This is a genomic window from Ensifer sp. GW823-FHT05D09, assembly GCF_058795755.1.
Map to the genome: position 1 here is coordinate 492,357 of NZ_JBXAIA010000001.1, position 17,965 is coordinate 510,321.

Here is a 17,965-nt window from a genome sequence, read left to right on the forward strand (position 1 = left end):
ACGGCTAAAGAAGGCCTGCTGCATCTTTCCTTAAGTCGGAATCGATTTAAGGAGAAAATCATGCCGCAGGTCTAGAGTGCTACAGCGGCCTTGGTGCGTCATATTTGAAGCGCGGCGCTGTAGGGCAGAAACAGAGGAAATTCCATGAAACCGATTTTCGTCCAGTTGCAGTGCGCTCCCGGCAAGACCTACGAGGTTGCCGACGAGATCTACCGCAAGGAGATCGTTTCGGAAATGTATTCGACAAGCGGCGACTACGACCTCTTGCTCAAGATCTACATCGAAGAAGGCCAGGATATCGGCAAGTTCATCAACGACAACATCGCCACGGTTCCGGGAATCTCGCGGTCGCTGACGACGCTGACCTTCAACGCATTCTGACGGATGCTCAAGCGATCAGGTTCGTAAAGCGGACCGAATAGATCCGGTCGCGGCCGAGCATATGCGCGACCAGCCTGGCGCGGTCGAACAGGCCGGTCATCGCCCGATGGCGCAGGTCGAGACCGCCGGTAGTGACACCGAAGGCCGGCATCAGCATGCGCGTTCCGTCGGTGGCAAAACAGGCGCGCCGCACCGACTTCTCCCGCCGGACGACGGTTGCCGCCGGATGCAGATGGCCGGCGATTTCGCCCGCGGCCTCGCCTCGCGACGGTTCATGGCGAAAGATAAGACCGGCGTGCCGGAACTCGTCCAGCGAAATGCCGGGCAGGCCACAGGCGCCATCGGGGTCGTGGTTGCCGTTGATCCAGATCCATTCCCGCCCCATGGCCATCGCGGCGATCATGTGACGGAACGTCTCGGGCATGGCAACGGATCCGACCCGGTCATGAAAATTGTCGCCGAGGCTGATCACCAGTTTCGGATCGTGGCGGCTGATCGCCGCTTCCAGAACGCGCAAGGTGGCAAGCGTGTCGTAGGGCGGGAGCATCATGCCGCGTCGCGCGAAGGCCGCTCCCTTTTCCAGATGCAGATCGGAAACGACGAGTGTTCTCGTCTCGGGCAGATAGAGGCTGCCGAGCGGATCGCAGACCGCTTCGACGCCGTGGACGATGGCGCGCGCCGAAACCAGCGTGCTGTCTGCGGGAGCTGATAATGCGTGGGCCAGCCTGTGCATGCGTTTCTTCACTGTCCTTCCAGCGCCGCGCGTCGGATAGGACGCGCAAGGGACGCTGCAACATTTTGGATCTGCTGCCTACTTCCCTAGATCGGATCGGATTCAAGGAACTATGCAGTCGTGTGTTCACGAGAACACGGGGGGCGCATCCTATAGTGGTTCGGCGCCCATCGCCTCGTTGATCAGGTCGTCGGCGGCCTCCGATAGCAGGAAGTCCTGCGCCTCGCCCTGAACCGCCTCCTTGCCGATTTCGAGCATCACGGGCACGGCGAGCGGCGAAATCCGGTCGAGCCGGCGATGGGTGATGTGGCCCTTGATTCGCTTCAGCATATCCCCGAGACGGCCGCTGTCCAAAAGCCCCGTTGCCGCATCGTTGCGCGTTGCCTCGAGCAGCAGGTGGTCGGGCTCGTGCGCGCGCAATACGTCGTAAATGAGGTCGGCCGAGACGGTCACCTGGCGGCCGGTCTTCTCCTTGCCGGGATGTCGCTGGTCGATCAGCCCGGCAATGACGGCGCAGTTGCGGAAGGTCCGCTTCAAGAGAAAGGATTCGTTCAACCAGGCTTCGAGATCGTCGCCGAGCATGTCCTCGTCGAAGAGGTCGGCAAGCGCTTTCCGCCGCAGCTGGAACGTCGCGCCGAGATCGTCCAGAGCCCAGACGGCAAGCGAGTAGTCGGTGGCGACGAAACCGAGCGGCTTCAGGCCGGCACGGTCGAGCCGGCGGGTGAGCAGCATGCCGAGCGTCTGGTGCGCCAGCCGTCCCTCGAAGGCGTAGATCACCATGTAGTGGCGGCTGCCGCGGGGAAAGGTCTCGATCAAAAGCTCGTCTTCGCGCGGCAGCATCGAGACATTCTTCTGCAGCGACAGCCAGTCGCGCACCTGTTCGGGCAGGGCCGCGCGCCGCGCCGGATCGGCGAGCATCTTGCGCACCTGCTCGGCGAGGTAGGTCGACAGCGGAAACTTACCGCCGGCATAGCTCGGCACCTTCGGGTCGAAGGAAAACGCCTGGCTGACGAGACACTCGCTTTCGCGGATGCCTTCGAAGCGCAGCACCTTGCCGGAAAACAGGAACGTATCGCCCTGCGACAGCATCTCGAGGAAATACTCCTCGACCTTGCCGAGCGACATGCCGCCACGGCCAAGCGAGCCGCGCTGGTTGCGCTTCACCATGCGCACGTTCAGCATCGGCGATTCGACGATGGTGCCGACATTGAGCCGGTATTGCTGTGCGACCAGCGGGTTGGAAACGCGAAAGAGGCCCTCCTTGGTCCTGCGGATACGGGCATAACGCTCATAGGTCTTCAGTGCATAGCCGCCGGTCGCGACGAAATCGATGACGCGCTCGAAGGTTTCCCAGGGAAGTGAGGCATAGGGCGAGGCGCTGGTGATCTCTTCGTACAGCGACAGCGGATCGAAGGGGGCTGCGCAGGCCATGCCGAGCACATGCTGGGCAAGCACGTCGAGCGCGCCCTTGCCGACAGGAGGCGTATCCTGCGCGCCGATATAGTTGGCGTCGAGGGCCGCCTGGCACTCCATCACCTCGAAGCGGTTGGCCGGCACCAGGATCGCCTTGGAAGGTTCGTCCATGCGGTGATTGGCGCGGCCGATGCGCTGGGCAAGTCGGCTTGCCCCCTTCGGTGCGCCGACATGGACGACGAGGTCGACATCTCCCCAGTCGATACCGAGGTCGAGCGTCGAGGTGGCAACGACCGCGCGCAGGCGGTTCTCCGACATCGCCGCCTCGACCTTGCGCCTCTGGGCGACATCGAGCGAGCCGTGATGAAGCGCGATCGGCAGGTTGTCTTCGTTGATGGTCCAGAGTTCCTGGAACAGAAGCTCCGCCTGACTGCGGGTGTTGACGAACAGCAGGGTGGTGCCGTGCTCCTTGATAGCTTCGTAGACATCCGCAATGGCGTAACGTGCCGAGTGTCCCGCCCAGGGCACGTGCTCGTCGGTGCGCAGGATGGAGATCTGCGGTTTGGCGCCGCCCTTGACGGTCACGAGGCCGGCCAGGCCGGCTGTGTCGGGCGACTGCGGCGCCAGCCAGTGCTGCAGATCCATCGGATCAGCAACCGTCGCCGAAAGCCCGATCGTCTGCAGCGACGGCGCCAGTCGGCGCAGCCGGGCAAGGCCGAGCGACAGCAGGTGGCCCCGCTTCGACGTGACCAGCGAATGCAACTCGTCGAAGACGACGTAGCGCAAATCCCGAAAGAAGCGCTCGGCCTCGCCGTTAGCGAGCAGCAGCGCCAATTGCTCCGGCGTCGTCAGGAGGATGTCTGGCGGGTTGAGTTTCTGGCGCTGGCGCTTGGCCTGCGGCGTGTCGCCGGTGCGGTTTTCGACGCGCACCGGCAGACCCATCTCGTCGACCGGCTTCATCAGATTGCGCTCGATATCGACGGCCAGCGCCTTCAGCGGCGAGAGATAGAGCGTGTGAATGCCCCTGAAGGCCGAGCCCGGCGGAATTTTTCCGCGACGGGTAAGGTCGACGAGGGAAGGGAGAAAGCCTGCGAGCGTCTTGCCCGCTCCGGTCGGCGCGATCAGAAGCGTGCTTTCGCCAGCCTCCGCCCGTGCCAGCAGTTCCAGCTGATGGGCGCGGGGTTGCCAGCCCTTTTCGCCGAACCAGCGAAGGAAAGGGGTGGGCAAGGTTAGCGCATCGCCTTGCGGGCGCGGGGAATCGATCCTGTTCACGGAGAACAAAGGTAGATCAAATCCGGCAAAAGAGAAGACCGGAGCCTGGGCGATCATGCGGCGATTGACCAGTTGCCGAATCGCGGATAAAAAATATCCATGATTAAGAGGGTGGGCGAATGAAACTCGGGGACGGTGTCGAGCAGGCAATCCACAGCGTGACCATGCTGAGCTGTCTTCAGCCCGGCAGCACGCTGTCGGCGGCAGCTCTTGCCGAATTTCATGGGGTGTCCACGAGCTATCTCCTGAAGCACCTGCAGGCGATGTCCGGGGCAGGGCTGCTTGAAGCGGTCCCCGGCCCGAAGGGCGGCTATCGGCTCGCTCGCCTTCCGGCAAAGATCAGCCTGCTCGATATCGTGCTCGCGGTCGAAGGGCCGGAACCGGCGTTCCGCTGCAACGAGATCCGGTTGCGCGGTCCCAATCCCTATACCTGCAAGCCGAAGGCGCCGTGCACGATCAACGTCGCGATGCTGAAAGCCGAGCAGGCCTACCGTGCCGAGCTTCGGCGCGTGACCATCGCCGACATCAAACAAGATTTGAGCGCCCTTGACGACGGCAGCATCTCGGCGCGAACCAACACATTCCTGGCGGCCAACGAGCGCAAATCGGCCGCCGGCGCCTGAAACCTCGATCCAGCTATCTGAAGGAGAAGACCATGCATCCGCGTTTGAACCCCGCCAAAGCCGCTCCTGACGCTTACAAGGCTGCGGCCGCTTTCGACAATTACATCATCAAGGAATCAGGGCTGGAGCCGCGTCTGATCCACCTGATCAAGCTGCGCGCCTCGCAGATCAACGGCTGTGCCTATTGCATTGACATGCATGTGAAAGAGGCGCGCCATAGCGGCCTCAGCGAGCAATGGATCCACCTGATCTGCGCCTGGCGCGAATCGCCGATCTATGACGCCCGCGAACGGGCGGTGCTGGCCTGGACCGAAGCGCTCACCAACCTGGCCCAGACCGGCGCGCCCGACGCGGACTTCGAGCCGCTGAGAGAGCATTTCGACGAGGCCGAGATCACCAAGATCACCATGGCCATCGGCGTCATCAATGTCTGGAACCGCGTCGCCGTCGGCTTCCGCTCGCAGCACCCGGTCGATGCACCGGCAAAGGCCGCCTGAGACCAGCCATCATCGAACAACGACAATGCCCCGGTCCTGGATGCCGGGGCTTTTTTCGTTTCGGCGTCTCAGAGTGCGATGTACCGATCGGCGCGGTGGTTGATGGCGACGAACAGGTTGAGCACGACCGCGCCGAGCACCGACCAGGCGACGACCGAGGGGCTGGTGACGCCGAAGGCGGCGACCAGAACGACCATGTCGATCGCCAGCTGCACCAGCCCGGCGCGAACGCCGAAGCGCTCCTGTAGATAAATGCCGAGAATGCCGACACCGCCGAGGCTGGCGCGGTGGCGGTAGAGTGCCAGCAGGCCGTAGCCGAGAAGCAGTCCGCCGATGAGGGCCGCCCATGCCGGGTGGATGTCACCGATCTGGAACAGGCGCGACTGGATGTCGGTCAGGAACGAGGTCACGCCGATGGCGATGAAGGTCTTGACCGTGAAGGCCGGTCCGAGCCGTTTCCAGGAGAGATAGAAGAACGGCAGGTTGAGCAGGAAGAAGGCAAGGCCGAAGTTCACGCCCGTCGCATAATGCAGCAGGAAGGCGACGCCGGCAGTGCTGCCGGTGAGCAGGCCGGCGCTGGCGAGGAAATAAAGGCCGAGCGCTGCAATCAGGCTGCCGGAGAAAATGCCCTGCAGGTCCTCGATCGGCGTGTGCCGGGTCGGGCTGGTGTTCCAAAGACCGAAAACGCTGCTGCTCAGAGCCATGGCAAAAACCTCGATTGCGATGGCCAAGCAATGCTGCAATGCACAAAAACAATCAAGAAAAATACGTCAGTAATGCTGACGTATTTTTGCGAACCAGCCCTGCGTTTTTAGAGAGGCTTGCGGGCGAGAAACAGGATGCCGGTGATCGGCTGGCCTGCATCCATGCGGATGACGGTCCGCTCCACGGCCACCATTTCCAGGCCGTGTGAAGCGAGAAGGTCGCGGACATAGGCCTCGCTGTGCGCGTAGCGCAGCGACGGGCGCAGGACGAAGCCATCCACCGCGCCGGCATCCTCAACCGAGAAGGCAAACAGGCCCTGGCTGGAAAGCAGTTCGCCGACGATCCCGGCGACGCCATCGAGACCGCCGAGATACATCAAGACGTCGGCCGCACTGACGAGATCGGCGCGAGCGGCGGCGAAATTGCCGAAGACACCGGATTGTTCGGGAGGCTGAGAAAGATCGGCCCGCGCCAGCCGGTCATAGACGGCCTTCGTCTCTGCCTTCGCCAACATGTTGGCGGAAATGTCGAAACCTTCGAGAAATGCAGCACGCTCGCGGATGCGCTCGCCGAACAGCCCGGTGCCACAACCGAGGTCGACCACATGCTCGAAATGCGCGCCCGCCGTCGATCGTTCGATCAACGCGGCAAGTTTTTCCGGCACGGTGTAGTCAAGCTTCTCGACCAGCGCATGGTCAAAGCGATCGGCGTAGTCGTCGAACAGCCGCTCGACATAGAGGCTTGGCGGTTGTTCCGGCATCTCGGTGGCACCCAAGAGCGCCAGTTTCAGCCCCGCGCCAAAAATGTCTTTCGGGTTGAGGACCAAGGTTTTGCGCAGCGCATCGATCGCCGCCTCTTTCCGGCCCGATTTTTCCTCATAGTCCGCCAGCCGGAACCAGCCGGCAGCCCACTCGGGTACGCGCTCGAGCGCCTGGCCCATGAGATCGGCCGCACTCTCGGGCTCGCCGGCCTCGGCAAGCATTTTTGCGTAGTCGGCGCGGCGGTCGGCGATCAGGTCGCCGGAGGAGAGCTGGTTGAGCGTCATCAATGTGAGATGTTGGTTGCGATCAGCGCTTCTGACGCCGGGCCGGGCAAAACACAAGCGGAATCTGAAAGCCGGGCGTAATACCAACCTGCGTTGATATTGACCTATTGCGTGGGACCGTCTGCGGTCATCCGGCGAGAAGCATACCGCAGAGCGATGCCGTGGCATCGGTCGAGGATTGCGACGCTGCCGGTGGCCGACAGACGGCCCACCCGAAGGGCCGGGCGCTTTTGGCCTCCGGACGGCGTCGATAATCCTCACCGGACCACTTGGTCCGGTTCCGGTTTTCTCCTTGCCGAAAACCAAAATCGCTCCGGCGCAATAGGTCAATATCAGCGCAGGTTGATATAAGCCCGTCCTTTCCGGTGACTTGCGAGGGTGCGAATGGCAGCTTATGTGAAGGGAAACAGGAGTATTTCGCCGATGTCGGACGGAGTGAACAGATTTTTGGGGGATTCGCCGCTGCGCGTCCTCGTCAAGCTCGTCGTGGTGTCGATCCTCGTCGGCTTCGTCATGACCGTTTTCGGCTGGTACCCCGCCGATATCTATTTCGGCATCCGCAACTTCCTGCTCGATCTCTGGCATACCGGCTTTTCTGCTCTGGGTCGTGTTGGCGATTATCTGCTCCTGGGGGCTGCCATCGTCATTCCGGCGTTTATCATCCTGCGTGTGATGAGCTACCGGCGGTGAATATGAAGGACCAACTTTTCGTCATCGAGCGGCGCGCTCTTTTGCGCGCCGGCGCCGTCCTGTCGCTCGGCATGCTCGCCGGCTGCACGACATCCAACGTCCTGACGCCGGCAACCGGCACCGGCAGCGACCAGACGGCAGTGAGCCTCGGTTATGTCAATGCGCTGCGCAAGACCAAGGGCCTGTCGCCACTGGTGGCCGACAAGGCCGCTTCGGTTGCAGCCATGAACCAGGCCGCGCGGATGGCCAAGGTCGGCAAGATGCAGCATCTGATCGGTTGGAACGACAGCTTCTACAACCGGATGAAAAGCGACGGCGTCACCTTGCCGGCTGCCGAAAACATCGCCGTCGGCCAGGACGACGCCGAGCGCGCCTATGACGCCTGGTATAGGTCGCCGAAGCATCTGGAAAACATGCTCGGAAACTATCGCGGCCTCGGCGTCGCCGTGGTGCAAAACGCCGCTTCCGGCAATCGACCCTATTGGGCCATGGTGCTTTCGGGCTGACTGCCTGTTTTTCTGTCTACGGCTGCTGCCCCTCATCCCCCTGCCGGGACCTTCTCCCCGCAAGCGGGGCGAAGGGGCGATGCCGCGCCGTTTCGCCTGCCATCGGCATGTCGCGCTTGTTTCAGAAGCCTTTTCGATAGAGCGGCAGCCCTGCCTACAAACGGACCATACCGCGGGTAGCTGCAGCCGGTACATGTTCCCTCTCCGCGCGCGGGGAGAGGGTTAGGGTGAGGGGCTTTGCGCCGTTGCGTTGGTGTCGATTGCAACGGTCGCCCGCGACACCTTGCGTCCGCCTATGATCTTTCCCTAAAACGGTCGTCCCGCACTCATTCCGCCGGAACCGTTCGATGACCGCTGCTTCTCCCGCTTCGCCGAGCGATCCGGCCGGGCCATTCCATGTTACCCACCGGCTGATCCTTGCGATCGCGCTGCCGATGACGCTCGGTTTTCTCACCACGCCGTTGCTCGGTCTCGTCGATACGGCGGTCGTTGGCCGCATGGGCCAGGCGACGTTGCTCGCCGGGCTCGCGGTCGGGGCGATCATCTTCGATCTGATTTTCACCACGTTCAATTTCCTGCGCGCTGCCACAACGGGTCTCGTCGCACAGGCCTATGGTCGGGGTGACCGGCGCGAACAGCAGGCCGTGTTCTGGCGCTCGCTGGTCATTGCGCTTACCGCCGGTGTTGCGGTCGTCGCCCTGTCACCGCTGTTGCTTGCCGGTGGTCTCTGGCTCATGGACCCGCCTGCAGAAGTGGCGGCTGTGACGCGCACCTATTTCCTTTGTCGCATGCTCTCGGCTCCGGCGGCACTCGCCAACTATGCCATCCTCGGCTTTGTGCTCGGCCGCGGCCAAGGCACGACCGGGCTGTTGCTGCAGGCCCTGATCAACGGGGTCAACATCGTGCTGTCGATCCTGCTCGGGCTGGTTTTGGGCTGGGGGGTCCTGGGTGTCGCGATCGCAACCGTCACCGGCGAGGTCATCGGCGCCATGGCCGGCTTTGCCATCGTCTATAGCCGTTTCGACAGAAAGGACGCGCCGAGCTGGGCGATGATCTTCGACCGCGAGCGGCTCCGGCCGCTGTTCGGGCTTAACCGCGACATCATGATCCGCTCCTTCGTTCTCGTCGCGGCCTTCGCGCTCATGACACGCATAGGCACTGCTTTCGGCCCAGTGACGCTGGCTGCGAATGCGGTGTTGATGACCGTTTTTCTTGTCGCCGGCTACTATCTCGATGGCCTTGCCAACGCTGCCGAGCAACTGATCGGCCGTTCGATCGGCGCCCATTACCGTCCTGCCTTCGATCGGGCGCTGAAGCTGACGATGACCTGGTCGCTCGGCCTTGCCGTCGTGACAACCGTGGCGCTTCTGCTTTTCGGCCACGGGCTTGTCGACCTCCTGACGACGGCGCCGGATGTCCGCGCGGTCGCTTACGCGTATCTGCCCTGGGCCGCCCTGACGGCGATGACCGGCGCGCTCGCCTTCCTGATGGATGGCGTCTTCATCGGCGCCACCTGGTCGCGCGAGATGCGCAACATGATGCTGGCAGCGCTTGCCGGATATGTCGCAGCCTTGGCGATCCTCGTCCCCGCCTTCGGCAATCACGGCCTATGGGCGGGGCTCAACCTGTTCCTGTTGATGCGCGGCCTGTTTCTTCTTGGCAGAATTCCGGCAAAAGCCGGTCAGACCTTTCGCTCGGCCCAGTAGTCGAGGCGGCTGTCGCGCAGATCGCGGATCGATGTCAGCCCCTCGCGATCGCAGAGATCGGAAAGCCCGCGCACGATCCTTCCTGGAAGCGCCGGTCCTTCGTAGACCATGCAGGAATAGAGCTGCACCAGATCGGCGCCGGCGCGGATCTTCTCCGCAGCGGTTTCGGCCGAGCTGACGCCGCCGACGCCGATGATCGGCAGGTCAGGGCCGACGCGTTTGCGCATGCGGGCAAGAACAGCCGTCGATTTTTCAAACAGCGGCTTGCCGGAAAGGCCGCCGGCTTCCTTTGCCTGGGTCTGGTCCTTGAGGCCATCGCGCGCGAGCGTCGTGTTGGAAACGATCAACCCGTCGAGCTTGTGCGCCAGTACCTCGGCGGCGATGTCGTCCATGCCTTCTTCGGTCAGATCGGGTGCGATCTTGAGGAAGACCGGCACGTGCCTGTTGCTGCGCGCGGCTTCCTCGTCGCGTGCGGCAAGCACGGCCGAAAGCAGTGCCGAGAGACTTTCGCGCGCCTGCAGGTCGCGAAGGCCCGGCGTGTTCGGCGAGGAGATGTTGGCGGTGAAATACTTGGCGACCGAATAGAAGGTGTGAATGCCGCTGACATAGTCGCCGATACGGTCGGCGCTGTCCTTGTTGGCGCCGATGTTGACGCCGATCAGCGCATCGCGCGAGCATGCCTTGAGGCGCGCCAAGGCGGCGCCATGGCCCTCGTTGTTGAAGCCGAGGCGATTGATCACCGCTTCGTCTTCAACCAGGCGGAAGATGCGCGGCTTGTCGTTGCCCGATTGCGGGCGCGGCGTCACCGTGCCGATTTCGGTAAAGCCGAAGCCGATCTTCAACAGCGCTTCCGGCACTTCGGCGTTCTTGTCGTAGCCGGCGGCCATGCCGATCGGGTTGGGGAAGACAAGGCCGGCAACGGTCTGCGCCAGCCGCTTGTCCTGCCCGGTCGGACAGCTTGGCACGAGGCCGGTCTTCAGCGCCTTGATCGACAGGCCATGGGCGGCTTCCGGATCGAAGAGAAAGAGGCCGCGGCGGGCGAGATTGGCAAAGGGATTGTTCATGCGTCGAGTTCCGGGAAGACGTGACGGCCGTCGGCGCCGAGCGGCAGCGGCTTTTCCCAGAGCACGGCCGAAAGGAACAGCGGTGCGTAGAGATGCGGAAACAGAGCACCGCCGCGCGACGGTTCATACACCAACTCTTCACCCAGCGCATCGCCATCGATCGCGACCAGCAACAGGCCTTCCCGCCCTTCGAAGTGGCGGGCGGCGGTTTCGATCGCCTGCTCACCGGTCGAAAAGTGGATGAAGCCGTCGGTCAGGTCGATGGGCGCGCCATCGAAACGGCCGGTGCGCCTGGCTTCCTGCCATAGTGCGGCCGGAACGATCTTGTATATGATTGAGCTCATGATGCCCGCTTGTCCGTCGTGATATCCTGTCGTGGCCTTGCCGCAAATATCGGCGATTGTCCATTGCTGAAGGTCGTTCACCGGCGGATTTCCGCCCTGATGTCCGCAACGGAGAGGAAGCAATGAACAAAGCAATCGCAGTTCTGCTGGTCGCCGCTAGCTTTAGCGTAGCCGCAGGCGCGCGCGCCCAGGAGCCGGCACCCGGTCGCTACGCCATGCAGAAGTCTGACACCGGCATCGCCCGGCTCGACACCCAGACCGGCGAAGTCTCGCTTTGCCAGGAGAAGGACGGTCAGCTCGTCTGCCGAATGGCCGCTGACGAGCGCACGGCCTTCGAGCTGGAGCTGGATCTGCTGACCAAGCGGGTAGAGACCCTCGAAAGGGTTGTCGAATCCGGTGGAGGCGTTGCAAAACCGGACCTTCCGACCGATGAAGAGATTGACCGGACAATGGGCATCATGGAAAGAATGATGCGCAAGTTCATGGATATCGTGAAGGATCTTGAAGGCAGCAGCGACCCCGCGTCGCCGCAGAAGACCTGACGGGTCGGACGGACCGTGCGGCGACAACCGGCGTGGGGACGTGGGTTGTAGCCGAAGCTCTTGGGAGGGAGCGACATGACGCCGGACATGACCATCATCATCGCAGACGATCACCCGCTGTTTCGTGGCGCGATGCGGCAGGCTTTGAGCGGCATGGCCGGTGCGCCTGCCATCGTCGAAGCCGGCGACTTTGCCGCCGCCCGCAAGGCCGCCGCCGATTGTCCCGATGCCGACCTGATGCTGCTCGACCTGACCATGCCCGGCGTCAGCGGCCTGTCAGGCCTGATTGCGCTGCGCGCCGAATTTCCAAGCCTGCCTGTCATGGTGGTGTCCGCGCACGACGATCCCGCGACGATCCACCGGGCGCTCGATCTCGGCGCGTCGGGCTTTCTGTCGAAATCGGCGGGCATCGAGGAAATCCGCGGTGGTATCGAGAAAGTCATGGCCGGCGAAGTCTTCGTGCCGGCCGGCTACACGCAGGGGCAGGAATATGAGCCCGAGGTGGCTGATCTCCTGCAGCGGCTGCAGACATTGACGCCGCAGCAATCGCGTGTGCTCAGCATGCTCGGCGAGGGCCTGCTCAACAAGCAGATCGCCTATGAACTCGGGGTTTCCGAGGCGACCATCAAGGCGCATGTCTCGGCGATCCTGTTGAAGCTCAACGTCGACAGCCGCACGCAGGCCGTCATCCAGCTTTCGAAGATCGGCACGGTCGCGGCGGCCTGATTTCGCTGGATCAGCGCCTATTCCGCCGCCGCCTTCGCTGCCGTTGAAAGCTGGGTGAGCCATGCCCGCATCGCGGCGGGGCGAACCGGCTTGTTCTGCAGGCCGACGCCGTCGCGTTCCGCAGCACCTCGGACTTCCGGCGATCGGTCGGCAGTGACCAGCAGGGCCGGGATGTTTTCGCCAAACAGCGCCCGGATGCGCGCGATCGCCTCGATGCCGGTGCCGTCGTCGAGATGGTAGTCGGCAATGATGGCGTGCGGGCGCTCCTGCGCGGATGCCGACATCTCAGTGCAGGCGGCCAGCGATTCCGCCGTCGTGACGATACATCCCCAACCCGACAGCAGCACCCGCATGCCTTCGATGATGCGCGGCTCGTTATCGATGCAGAGCACGCGCAACCCGTTGAGCGCCTCGCTTGCCTTCGTCGTCGGGGCAGGCCCGACGGTGACCCGTTCTCCAGCGGTCGGATCGAGCGGCACGGTGACCTTGAAGCCGGTGCCCTTTCCGGGTTTCGACTGCAGGCTGACGGGGTGGTTGAGCACGCGCGAAATACGGTCGACGATGGAAAGCCCGAGGCCGAGGCCAGACGCGGTGCGCGCGCCTTCGTCGAGCCGTGCGAACTCCTTGAAGACCGTCCGGAACTTCGATGAGGGAATGCCGATGCCGGAATCCAGCACTTCGATCGTCACCATCTTGCCGCGCCGGCGCACGCCGACGAGCACCTTGCCGCGAAGCGTATATTTGACCGCGTTCGAGACCAGGTTCTGGACGACGCGCCTGAGCAGGTTCGGATCGGTGCGCACCACTAGCGATGTCGGCATCACCACCAGTTCGAGGTCCTTTGCCCGCGCCATCGGTGCAAAATCCGTTTCGACGCGGCGCAGGAGATCGTTGAGCGGTACGGACTGCAGCCGCGCCTTCATCGCGCCGGTATCGAGGCGGGAGATATCGAGTACGGCGCCGAGAATGGCCTCCACCGACTCGAGCGACGAATCGATGTTTTCCACCAGCGTGCTGTTGTCGGATTCTCCCAGTCGCTCGACCAGCGAGGATGAGTAGAGCCGGGCGGCATTGAGCGGCTGCAGGATGTCGTGGCCGGCGGCGGCAAAGAACCGCGTCTTGCCGATATTGGCTTCTTCGGCGGCGGCCCGCGCTTCGGCCAGCTCGTGGTTCACCCGGGTCAATTCACCGGTACGCTCGGCGACACGCAGCTCCAGCGTTTCGTTGGCCTGTTTCAGCGCCATGTCGGCGGCGACCCGCTGGGTGATGTCGGTATAGGTCGTGACGATGCCTTTGTCGGGCATGGCGTTGGTGCGCACTTCGATGATCTGCTGACCGTTGCCGAGCTCGAGCAGGAACGGCTTGTCGAGCGTCAGGAAGTTGGCGATCAGCCGCTTCTCGTCCTCCTTGCGGATGTCGCCGCGCTTGGTGAGGATCGCGACGATGTCGGCGAGCGGAAAGCCCACCTGGCCCGCCGCCTCCGGCAGGTCGAGCAGCTGGCGGAAGCGCCTGTTCCAGATGATCAGGTTGTTGGCGTTGTCGAAGACGGCAATGCCCTGGTCCATCTGCGAAAGCGCCGTCTGAAGCATGTCCTGATTGTACTGCAGCGCTTCGCTTGCCTGGTCGAGCAGCCAGGCCGTGTCCGACGAGGTGTCGTCTACCCGCTGCAGCACCAGTGAAAAGACGAGGCGGGCCGAAGACGATCCGATGGCGCTGCCGAGCAGCTGTTCGGAAAAATGCACCAGTGCCATGTCGGCCGGCGCATTGTCGTCGAGCCAGCGCCCGGACTGGCGCTCATAGGTGTGGAACGAGCGCTGCATACGCTCGTCGCCCATGTAGCGCGCGATCGTCGCCTTGAGATCGCGAACGGTGACCTTGGTCTTGCGGCCGCGAAACGCCCGTTCGCTGCGCGAGCGCCTGGTGATGAAGACGCCGGCCTGGAACCGTTCGAGCGGCTTGGGCGCACGCGTTAGCGAAGCGAGCACATACATGGTCAGGTTGACGAGCAGGCTGAGGGCGGTGGCGTTGACCAGCGGGTCGGCATCGGCTCCGGAAAAGACATCGGTGAAGGGCAGCAGGAAGCTCAGCACCGTCGTTGCGACATGCGAATTGTCAGGCCCGCCGAGGCTCGGCAGGAACAGGAGATAGGCCCAGACCAAGAAGCCCGAGACCATGCCGCAGATCGCGCCGCGGGCATTGGCCTGGCGCCAGACCAAGCCACCGAGCAGGGACGGGGCCATCTGTGAGATCGCGACGAAGGAGAGAAGGCCGAGCGAGGCGAGGCCGGCGCTGATGTCGGCGGAGCGGTAATAGGCGTAGCCGAGCAAAAGCACGACGAAGATCGCCGTGCGCCGGATGTTGAGCAGGGTACCGGCAAGATTTTCCTGCAGCCCGCCGCGCTGGCCGAGGTTTCGACGCAGGAACACCGGCATGACGATATCGTTGGAGATCATGATCGACAGCGCCACCGACGCGACGATGACCATCGCCGTCGCGGCGGAAAAACCGCCGATGAAGGTGATCAGCGTCAACAGCGGCAGGCCGTTGGCGAGCGGCAGCGTCAGCAGATAGAGGTCGGCGTCGCCGGAGCCGGAGAAGGTCAGGATGCCGGCGATGGCGATCGGTAGGACGAAGAGGTTGATGGCGACGAGATAGAGCGGAAAGAGAATGCCGGCGGTACGCAATTCGCCTTCCGTGCGGTTCTCGACGACGGTGACGTGAAACTGCCGCGGCAGCATGATGATCGCGAAGGCCGAGGTGACGATCAGGAGGATCCAGCGCGCGATCGGGGTTTCGTAGTGGAGCGCCTGCTCGACCGCCGGGCTTTGCTGGGCGAGTGCCCACAGGTGCGACGGCCCGTCGAAGATCACGAAGACGATGTAGAGACCGGCAGTGATCAGCGCCACCAGCTTGACCACCGATTCCATCGCGATCGCCAGGATCAGGCCGTCCTGGTGTTCGGTGGCATCCGTGTGGCGGGTGCCGAAGACGATGGCGAAGCAGGCGAGAAACAGGGTGACGAGAAGCGGCAGGTCGATGAAGCTTTGCCCGGCGCCGATGCCATAGTCACTGGTGTTGATCATGGCCGCGACCGAGCTTGAGATCGCCTTCAGCTGCAGCGCGATATAGGGCACGGCGCCGACCAGCGAGATCAGCGCGACGATCGCCGCCACCGCGGGGTTCTTGCCGTAGCGGGCGGCAATGAAGTCGGCGACGGATGTCAGCTTCTCGGTCTTGGCCAGCCGTATGATCTTGCGGATCAGCGGCATGCCGAGCGTGAACATCAGGATCGGGCCGATGTAAATGCCGGTGAATTCGAGGCCGCGCTCGGCCGCAAGCCCGATGCCGCCGAAATAGGTCCAGGACGTGCAATAGATCGCAAGGCTCAGCGCATAGACCAGCGGCCTGCCTTTGACCGCAGTGCTTTTTCTCCTGGCCCGCCTGTCGCCGTAGCTTGCGACTGCGAAAAGCAGCAGCAGATAGGCGAAAGCCGAGGCGAAGATGACCGAACCCGAGAGCATGCCTCATTCCTCCGGGCGTCAGCATAGGCCAAGTCCGGGAGGTTGAGAATTGCCTCCCGCATCAGTCTTAAGTCCAAGGCGAGACTGGAAAAAACGTGGCCGGCCTCAAGTCTTGGACCGCGTGCGGCCCGCGACCGCAGAACTCGCTTGCACGCGATTTGATCAAAGGCAAAGAAAGGTTTCTTCGCTGGCCGCTTTGGTTTAGATTTCGTGAACGGTTGCAGCGCGGGACAGCGCCGGCGGTCGCCTTCAACGGGGATATACGGAGAGACGTATGCTGAATGAGTTCAAAGAGTTTATTGCCCGCGGGAACGTCATGGATCTCGCGGTCGGTGTGATCATCGGCGCTGCCTTCAGCAAGATCGTCACGTCCATTGTGGAAGACCTCGTGATGCCGGTCGTCGGTGCTCTGACGGGCGGCGGTTTTGATTTCTCCAATTACTTCCTGCCGCTCTCGGCCAATGTGACGGCGACGTCTCTGGCTGCTGCCCGTGCTCAGGGTGCCGTCTTCGCCTATGGCAATTTCATCACCGTCCTCATCAACTTCCTGATCCTTGCCTGGATCATCTTCCTGATGATCAAGGCGGTGAACCGCGTGCGCGCATCCGTCGAAAAGAAAAAAGAATCCGAACCGGCTGCTCCGCCGCCGGAAGATGTCCGTCTGCTTTCGGAAATTCGCGACCTGTTGAAGCAGCGCGCCTGAGTTTTGTCTTCGCGGGCTCCGCCTAGAGCCGGAGCCCGCGAAACATCACAGAAATCAATAAACCGGTCAGATAAAGTCGTGTGATCGCAGCTGCGAAAGCAGCTAGAAGCGATGGGCAATTGCGGAGCAGGCTTAAGGAAAGGCATGTGCGGCCTTCCGAACGCCTCGCTCTAACATATGAGAATCGTTCACGTTTATGATCTTGAGGACGATCCGATCCCAAGATCGTCGTGATCCAGGAGCCCGCCGATGACCATCATGACCACCATCAGCCCCCGTGCACTCGCAGCGCCGGAAAGCGGCATCGTCGAGGTTGTGAATTATGCCCGTGGGCGCGACGGTCTGATTCCGCTCTGGGTGGGTGAAGGCGATCTTTCGACACCAGCCTTCATTTCCGAGGCGGCCAGCGAAGCGCTGCTCGCGGGTGAGACCTTCTACACCTGGCAGCGCGGCATCCCACCATTGCGCGAGGCGCTGTCGCGCTACTATCAGCGCCGGTTCCAGAAGGGTCTGTCTCCGGACCATTTCTACGTTACCGGCTCGGGCATGCAGGCGATCAAGCTTGCGATCGAGGCCATTACCTCGCCGGGCGATGAAATGGTGCTTCTGACCCCCGCCTGGCCGAACTTTGCTGCCGCTGCCGAACTATCAGGCGCCAAGCCGGTCCCGGTGCAACTCCGTTTCGAAAACGGCATGTGGCAACTCGACCTCGAGCGGCTCGAAGCGGCGATAGGCCCGAAGACCAAGGCCCTGTTCGTCAACACGCCGTCGAACCCGACCGGCTGGACCGCGAGCCATGACGACCTGCGCGCCATCCTTGGGCTTGCACGCAAGCACGGCCTGTGGATCGTCGCCGACGAGATCTATGCGCTTTATCATTACGCCGGCGGCCGGGCGCCTTCCTTCCTCGACGTGATGGACGATGACGAGCGCATCATCTTCGTCAACTCCTTCTCCAAGAACTGGTCGATGACCGGCTGGCGCGTCGGCTGGATCGTGGCGCCGCCGGCAATCGGCCAGGTGCTTGAAAACCTCGTGCAATACGCGACCTCGGGCGTTGCGCAGTTCATGCAGCGCGGCGCCGTCGTGGCTCTGGACGAGGGCGATGCCTTCGTCGACGCCAACATTGCCAAGGCGGCACAGAGCCGTGACCTGCTTTGCGACGCGCTGATTGCCACCAATCGGGTCGAGACTCTGAAGCCCGACGGCGCGATCTACACGTTCCTCAAGATCGACGGCGTCACGGATTCGCGCGCAGCCGCCATCGACATCGTCGACAAGACGGGCGTCGGGCTTGCGCCGGGAACAGCCTTCGGCGATGGCGGTTCGCTGTTCATGCGCGCCTGCTTCCTGCGCGATCCGGCGCAGGTCGCCGAAGCGGCAAGCCGCCTGCAGAATTACATTCTCGGCCGCTGAGCCTCCGTCCTGGCCTCGGCCCGTGGGCGTTTCGGCCCGCGGGTTCCCGGTGTGACCCTTTCTTAACTCTACACCAAG

At 63.0% G+C, this 17,965-nt stretch carries 17 protein-coding genes; 10 read left to right on the forward strand and 7 right to left on the reverse strand.

Going from position 1 to position 17,965, the window contains the following annotated elements; all coding sequences use genetic code 11:
* Positions 1-144: 144 nt before the first annotated feature.
* Positions 145-381, forward strand: coding sequence for an Lrp/AsnC ligand binding domain-containing protein (locus AC1Q80_RS02420; RefSeq protein ID WP_053248765.1), 237 nt, complete (start codon positions 145-147; stop codon positions 379-381).
* A gap of 7 nt (positions 382-388) precedes the next feature.
* On the opposite strand, the gene pdeM is transcribed toward AC1Q80_RS02420, so the two are convergent.
* The gene (gene pdeM / locus AC1Q80_RS02425; protein WP_492359537.1) at positions 389-1,114 is read right to left on the reverse strand and encodes a ligase-associated DNA damage response endonuclease PdeM; all 726 of its coding nucleotides are present in this window, start codon (positions 1,112-1,114) and stop codon (positions 389-391) included.
* Positions 1,115-1,264: 150 nt separating this feature from the next.
* On the reverse strand, positions 1,265-3,808 hold the full coding sequence (locus AC1Q80_RS02430; protein WP_492359850.1) for a ligase-associated DNA damage response DEXH box helicase: 2,544 nt from the start codon (positions 3,806-3,808) through the stop codon (positions 1,265-1,267).
* A 110-nt stretch (positions 3,809-3,918) separates the two neighbouring features.
* Here AC1Q80_RS02430 and AC1Q80_RS02435 point away from each other — a divergent pair, with 110 nt between their 5' ends.
* Both AC1Q80_RS02435 and AC1Q80_RS02440 read left to right on the forward strand, forming a co-directional pair.
* Entirely contained in the window at positions 3,919-4,422 is a 504-nt protein-coding gene (locus tag AC1Q80_RS02435; RefSeq protein WP_492359538.1) for an Rrf2 family transcriptional regulator, read from the forward strand.
* Positions 4,423-4,454: 32 nt separating this feature from the next.
* Positions 4,455-4,919: a carboxymuconolactone decarboxylase family protein gene (locus AC1Q80_RS02440; RefSeq protein ID WP_492359539.1), complete on the forward strand. Its 465-nt coding sequence runs from the start codon at positions 4,455-4,457 to the stop codon at positions 4,917-4,919.
* Positions 4,920-4,987: 68 nt separating this feature from the next.
* Here AC1Q80_RS02440 and AC1Q80_RS02445 read toward each other — a convergent pair whose 3' ends face one another.
* Together AC1Q80_RS02445 and AC1Q80_RS02450 are read right to left on the reverse strand one after the other, a co-directional pair.
* Positions 4,988-5,623 (reverse strand): YitT family protein, encoded by a 636-nt coding sequence (locus tag AC1Q80_RS02445; RefSeq protein WP_173418933.1) that lies wholly within the window; start codon positions 5,621-5,623, stop codon positions 4,988-4,990.
* Between the two features lie 107 nt (positions 5,624-5,730).
* A complete protein-coding gene (locus AC1Q80_RS02450; protein ID WP_492359540.1) occupies positions 5,731-6,669 on the reverse strand; it encodes a class I SAM-dependent methyltransferase in 939 nt (312 codons plus the stop codon).
* Positions 6,670-7,092: 423 nt separating this feature from the next.
* On the opposite strand from AC1Q80_RS02450, the gene AC1Q80_RS02455 reads away from it, so the two are divergent.
* The 3 genes from AC1Q80_RS02455 to AC1Q80_RS02465 all read left to right on the forward strand — a co-directional run bounded on the left by AC1Q80_RS02455 (position 7,093) and on the right by AC1Q80_RS02465 (position 9,571).
* Positions 7,093-7,359 (forward strand): DUF6460 domain-containing protein, encoded by a 267-nt coding sequence (locus tag AC1Q80_RS02455; protein ID WP_077502863.1) that lies wholly within the window; start codon positions 7,093-7,095, stop codon positions 7,357-7,359.
* A gap of 2 nt (positions 7,360-7,361) precedes the next feature.
* Positions 7,362-7,865, forward strand: coding sequence for a CAP domain-containing protein (locus tag AC1Q80_RS02460; protein WP_492359541.1), 504 nt, complete (start codon positions 7,362-7,364; stop codon positions 7,863-7,865).
* Between the two features lie 347 nt (positions 7,866-8,212).
* Entirely contained in the window at positions 8,213-9,571 is a 1,359-nt protein-coding gene (locus tag AC1Q80_RS02465; protein WP_492359542.1) for an MATE family efflux transporter, read from the forward strand.
* Here the strand turns inward: AC1Q80_RS02465 and AC1Q80_RS02470 are convergent.
* Positions 9,547-10,635: a quinone-dependent dihydroorotate dehydrogenase gene (locus AC1Q80_RS02470; protein WP_492359543.1), complete on the reverse strand. Its 1,089-nt coding sequence runs from the start codon at positions 10,633-10,635 to the stop codon at positions 9,547-9,549. The genes AC1Q80_RS02465 and AC1Q80_RS02470 overlap by 25 nt on opposite strands.
* On the reverse strand, positions 10,632-10,979 hold the full coding sequence (locus tag AC1Q80_RS02475; protein WP_492359544.1) for a DUF952 domain-containing protein: 348 nt from the start codon (positions 10,977-10,979) through the stop codon (positions 10,632-10,634). The genes AC1Q80_RS02470 and AC1Q80_RS02475 overlap by 4 nt, the downstream gene beginning before the upstream one ends.
* Before the next feature lie 122 nt (positions 10,980-11,101).
* Between AC1Q80_RS02475 and AC1Q80_RS02480 the strand changes: the two genes are divergently transcribed.
* The gene (locus AC1Q80_RS02480; RefSeq protein ID WP_492359545.1) at positions 11,102-11,521 is read left to right on the forward strand and encodes a hypothetical protein; all 420 of its coding nucleotides are present in this window, start codon (positions 11,102-11,104) and stop codon (positions 11,519-11,521) included.
* 75 nt (positions 11,522-11,596) lie between these two features.
* On the forward strand, positions 11,597-12,247 hold the full coding sequence (locus AC1Q80_RS02485; protein ID WP_173418940.1) for a response regulator: 651 nt from the start codon (positions 11,597-11,599) through the stop codon (positions 12,245-12,247).
* 17 nt (positions 12,248-12,264) lie between these two features.
* On the opposite strand, the gene AC1Q80_RS02490 is transcribed toward AC1Q80_RS02485, so the two are convergent.
* Positions 12,265-15,768, reverse strand: coding sequence for a PAS domain-containing hybrid sensor histidine kinase/response regulator (locus AC1Q80_RS02490; protein WP_492359546.1), 3,504 nt, complete (start codon positions 15,766-15,768; stop codon positions 12,265-12,267).
* A gap of 274 nt (positions 15,769-16,042) precedes the next feature.
* Here AC1Q80_RS02490 and mscL point away from each other — a divergent pair, with 274 nt between their 5' ends.
* Together mscL and AC1Q80_RS02500 are read left to right on the forward strand one after the other, a co-directional pair.
* Positions 16,043-16,471, forward strand: coding sequence for a large conductance mechanosensitive channel protein MscL (gene mscL / locus AC1Q80_RS02495; RefSeq protein WP_173418942.1), 429 nt, complete (start codon positions 16,043-16,045; stop codon positions 16,469-16,471).
* 249 nt (positions 16,472-16,720) lie between these two features.
* Complete coding sequence (locus AC1Q80_RS02500; RefSeq protein ID WP_492359547.1) at positions 16,721-17,887, forward strand: pyridoxal phosphate-dependent aminotransferase; 1,167 nt, start codon at positions 16,721-16,723, stop codon at positions 17,885-17,887.
* Positions 17,888-17,965 lie beyond the last annotated feature (78 nt).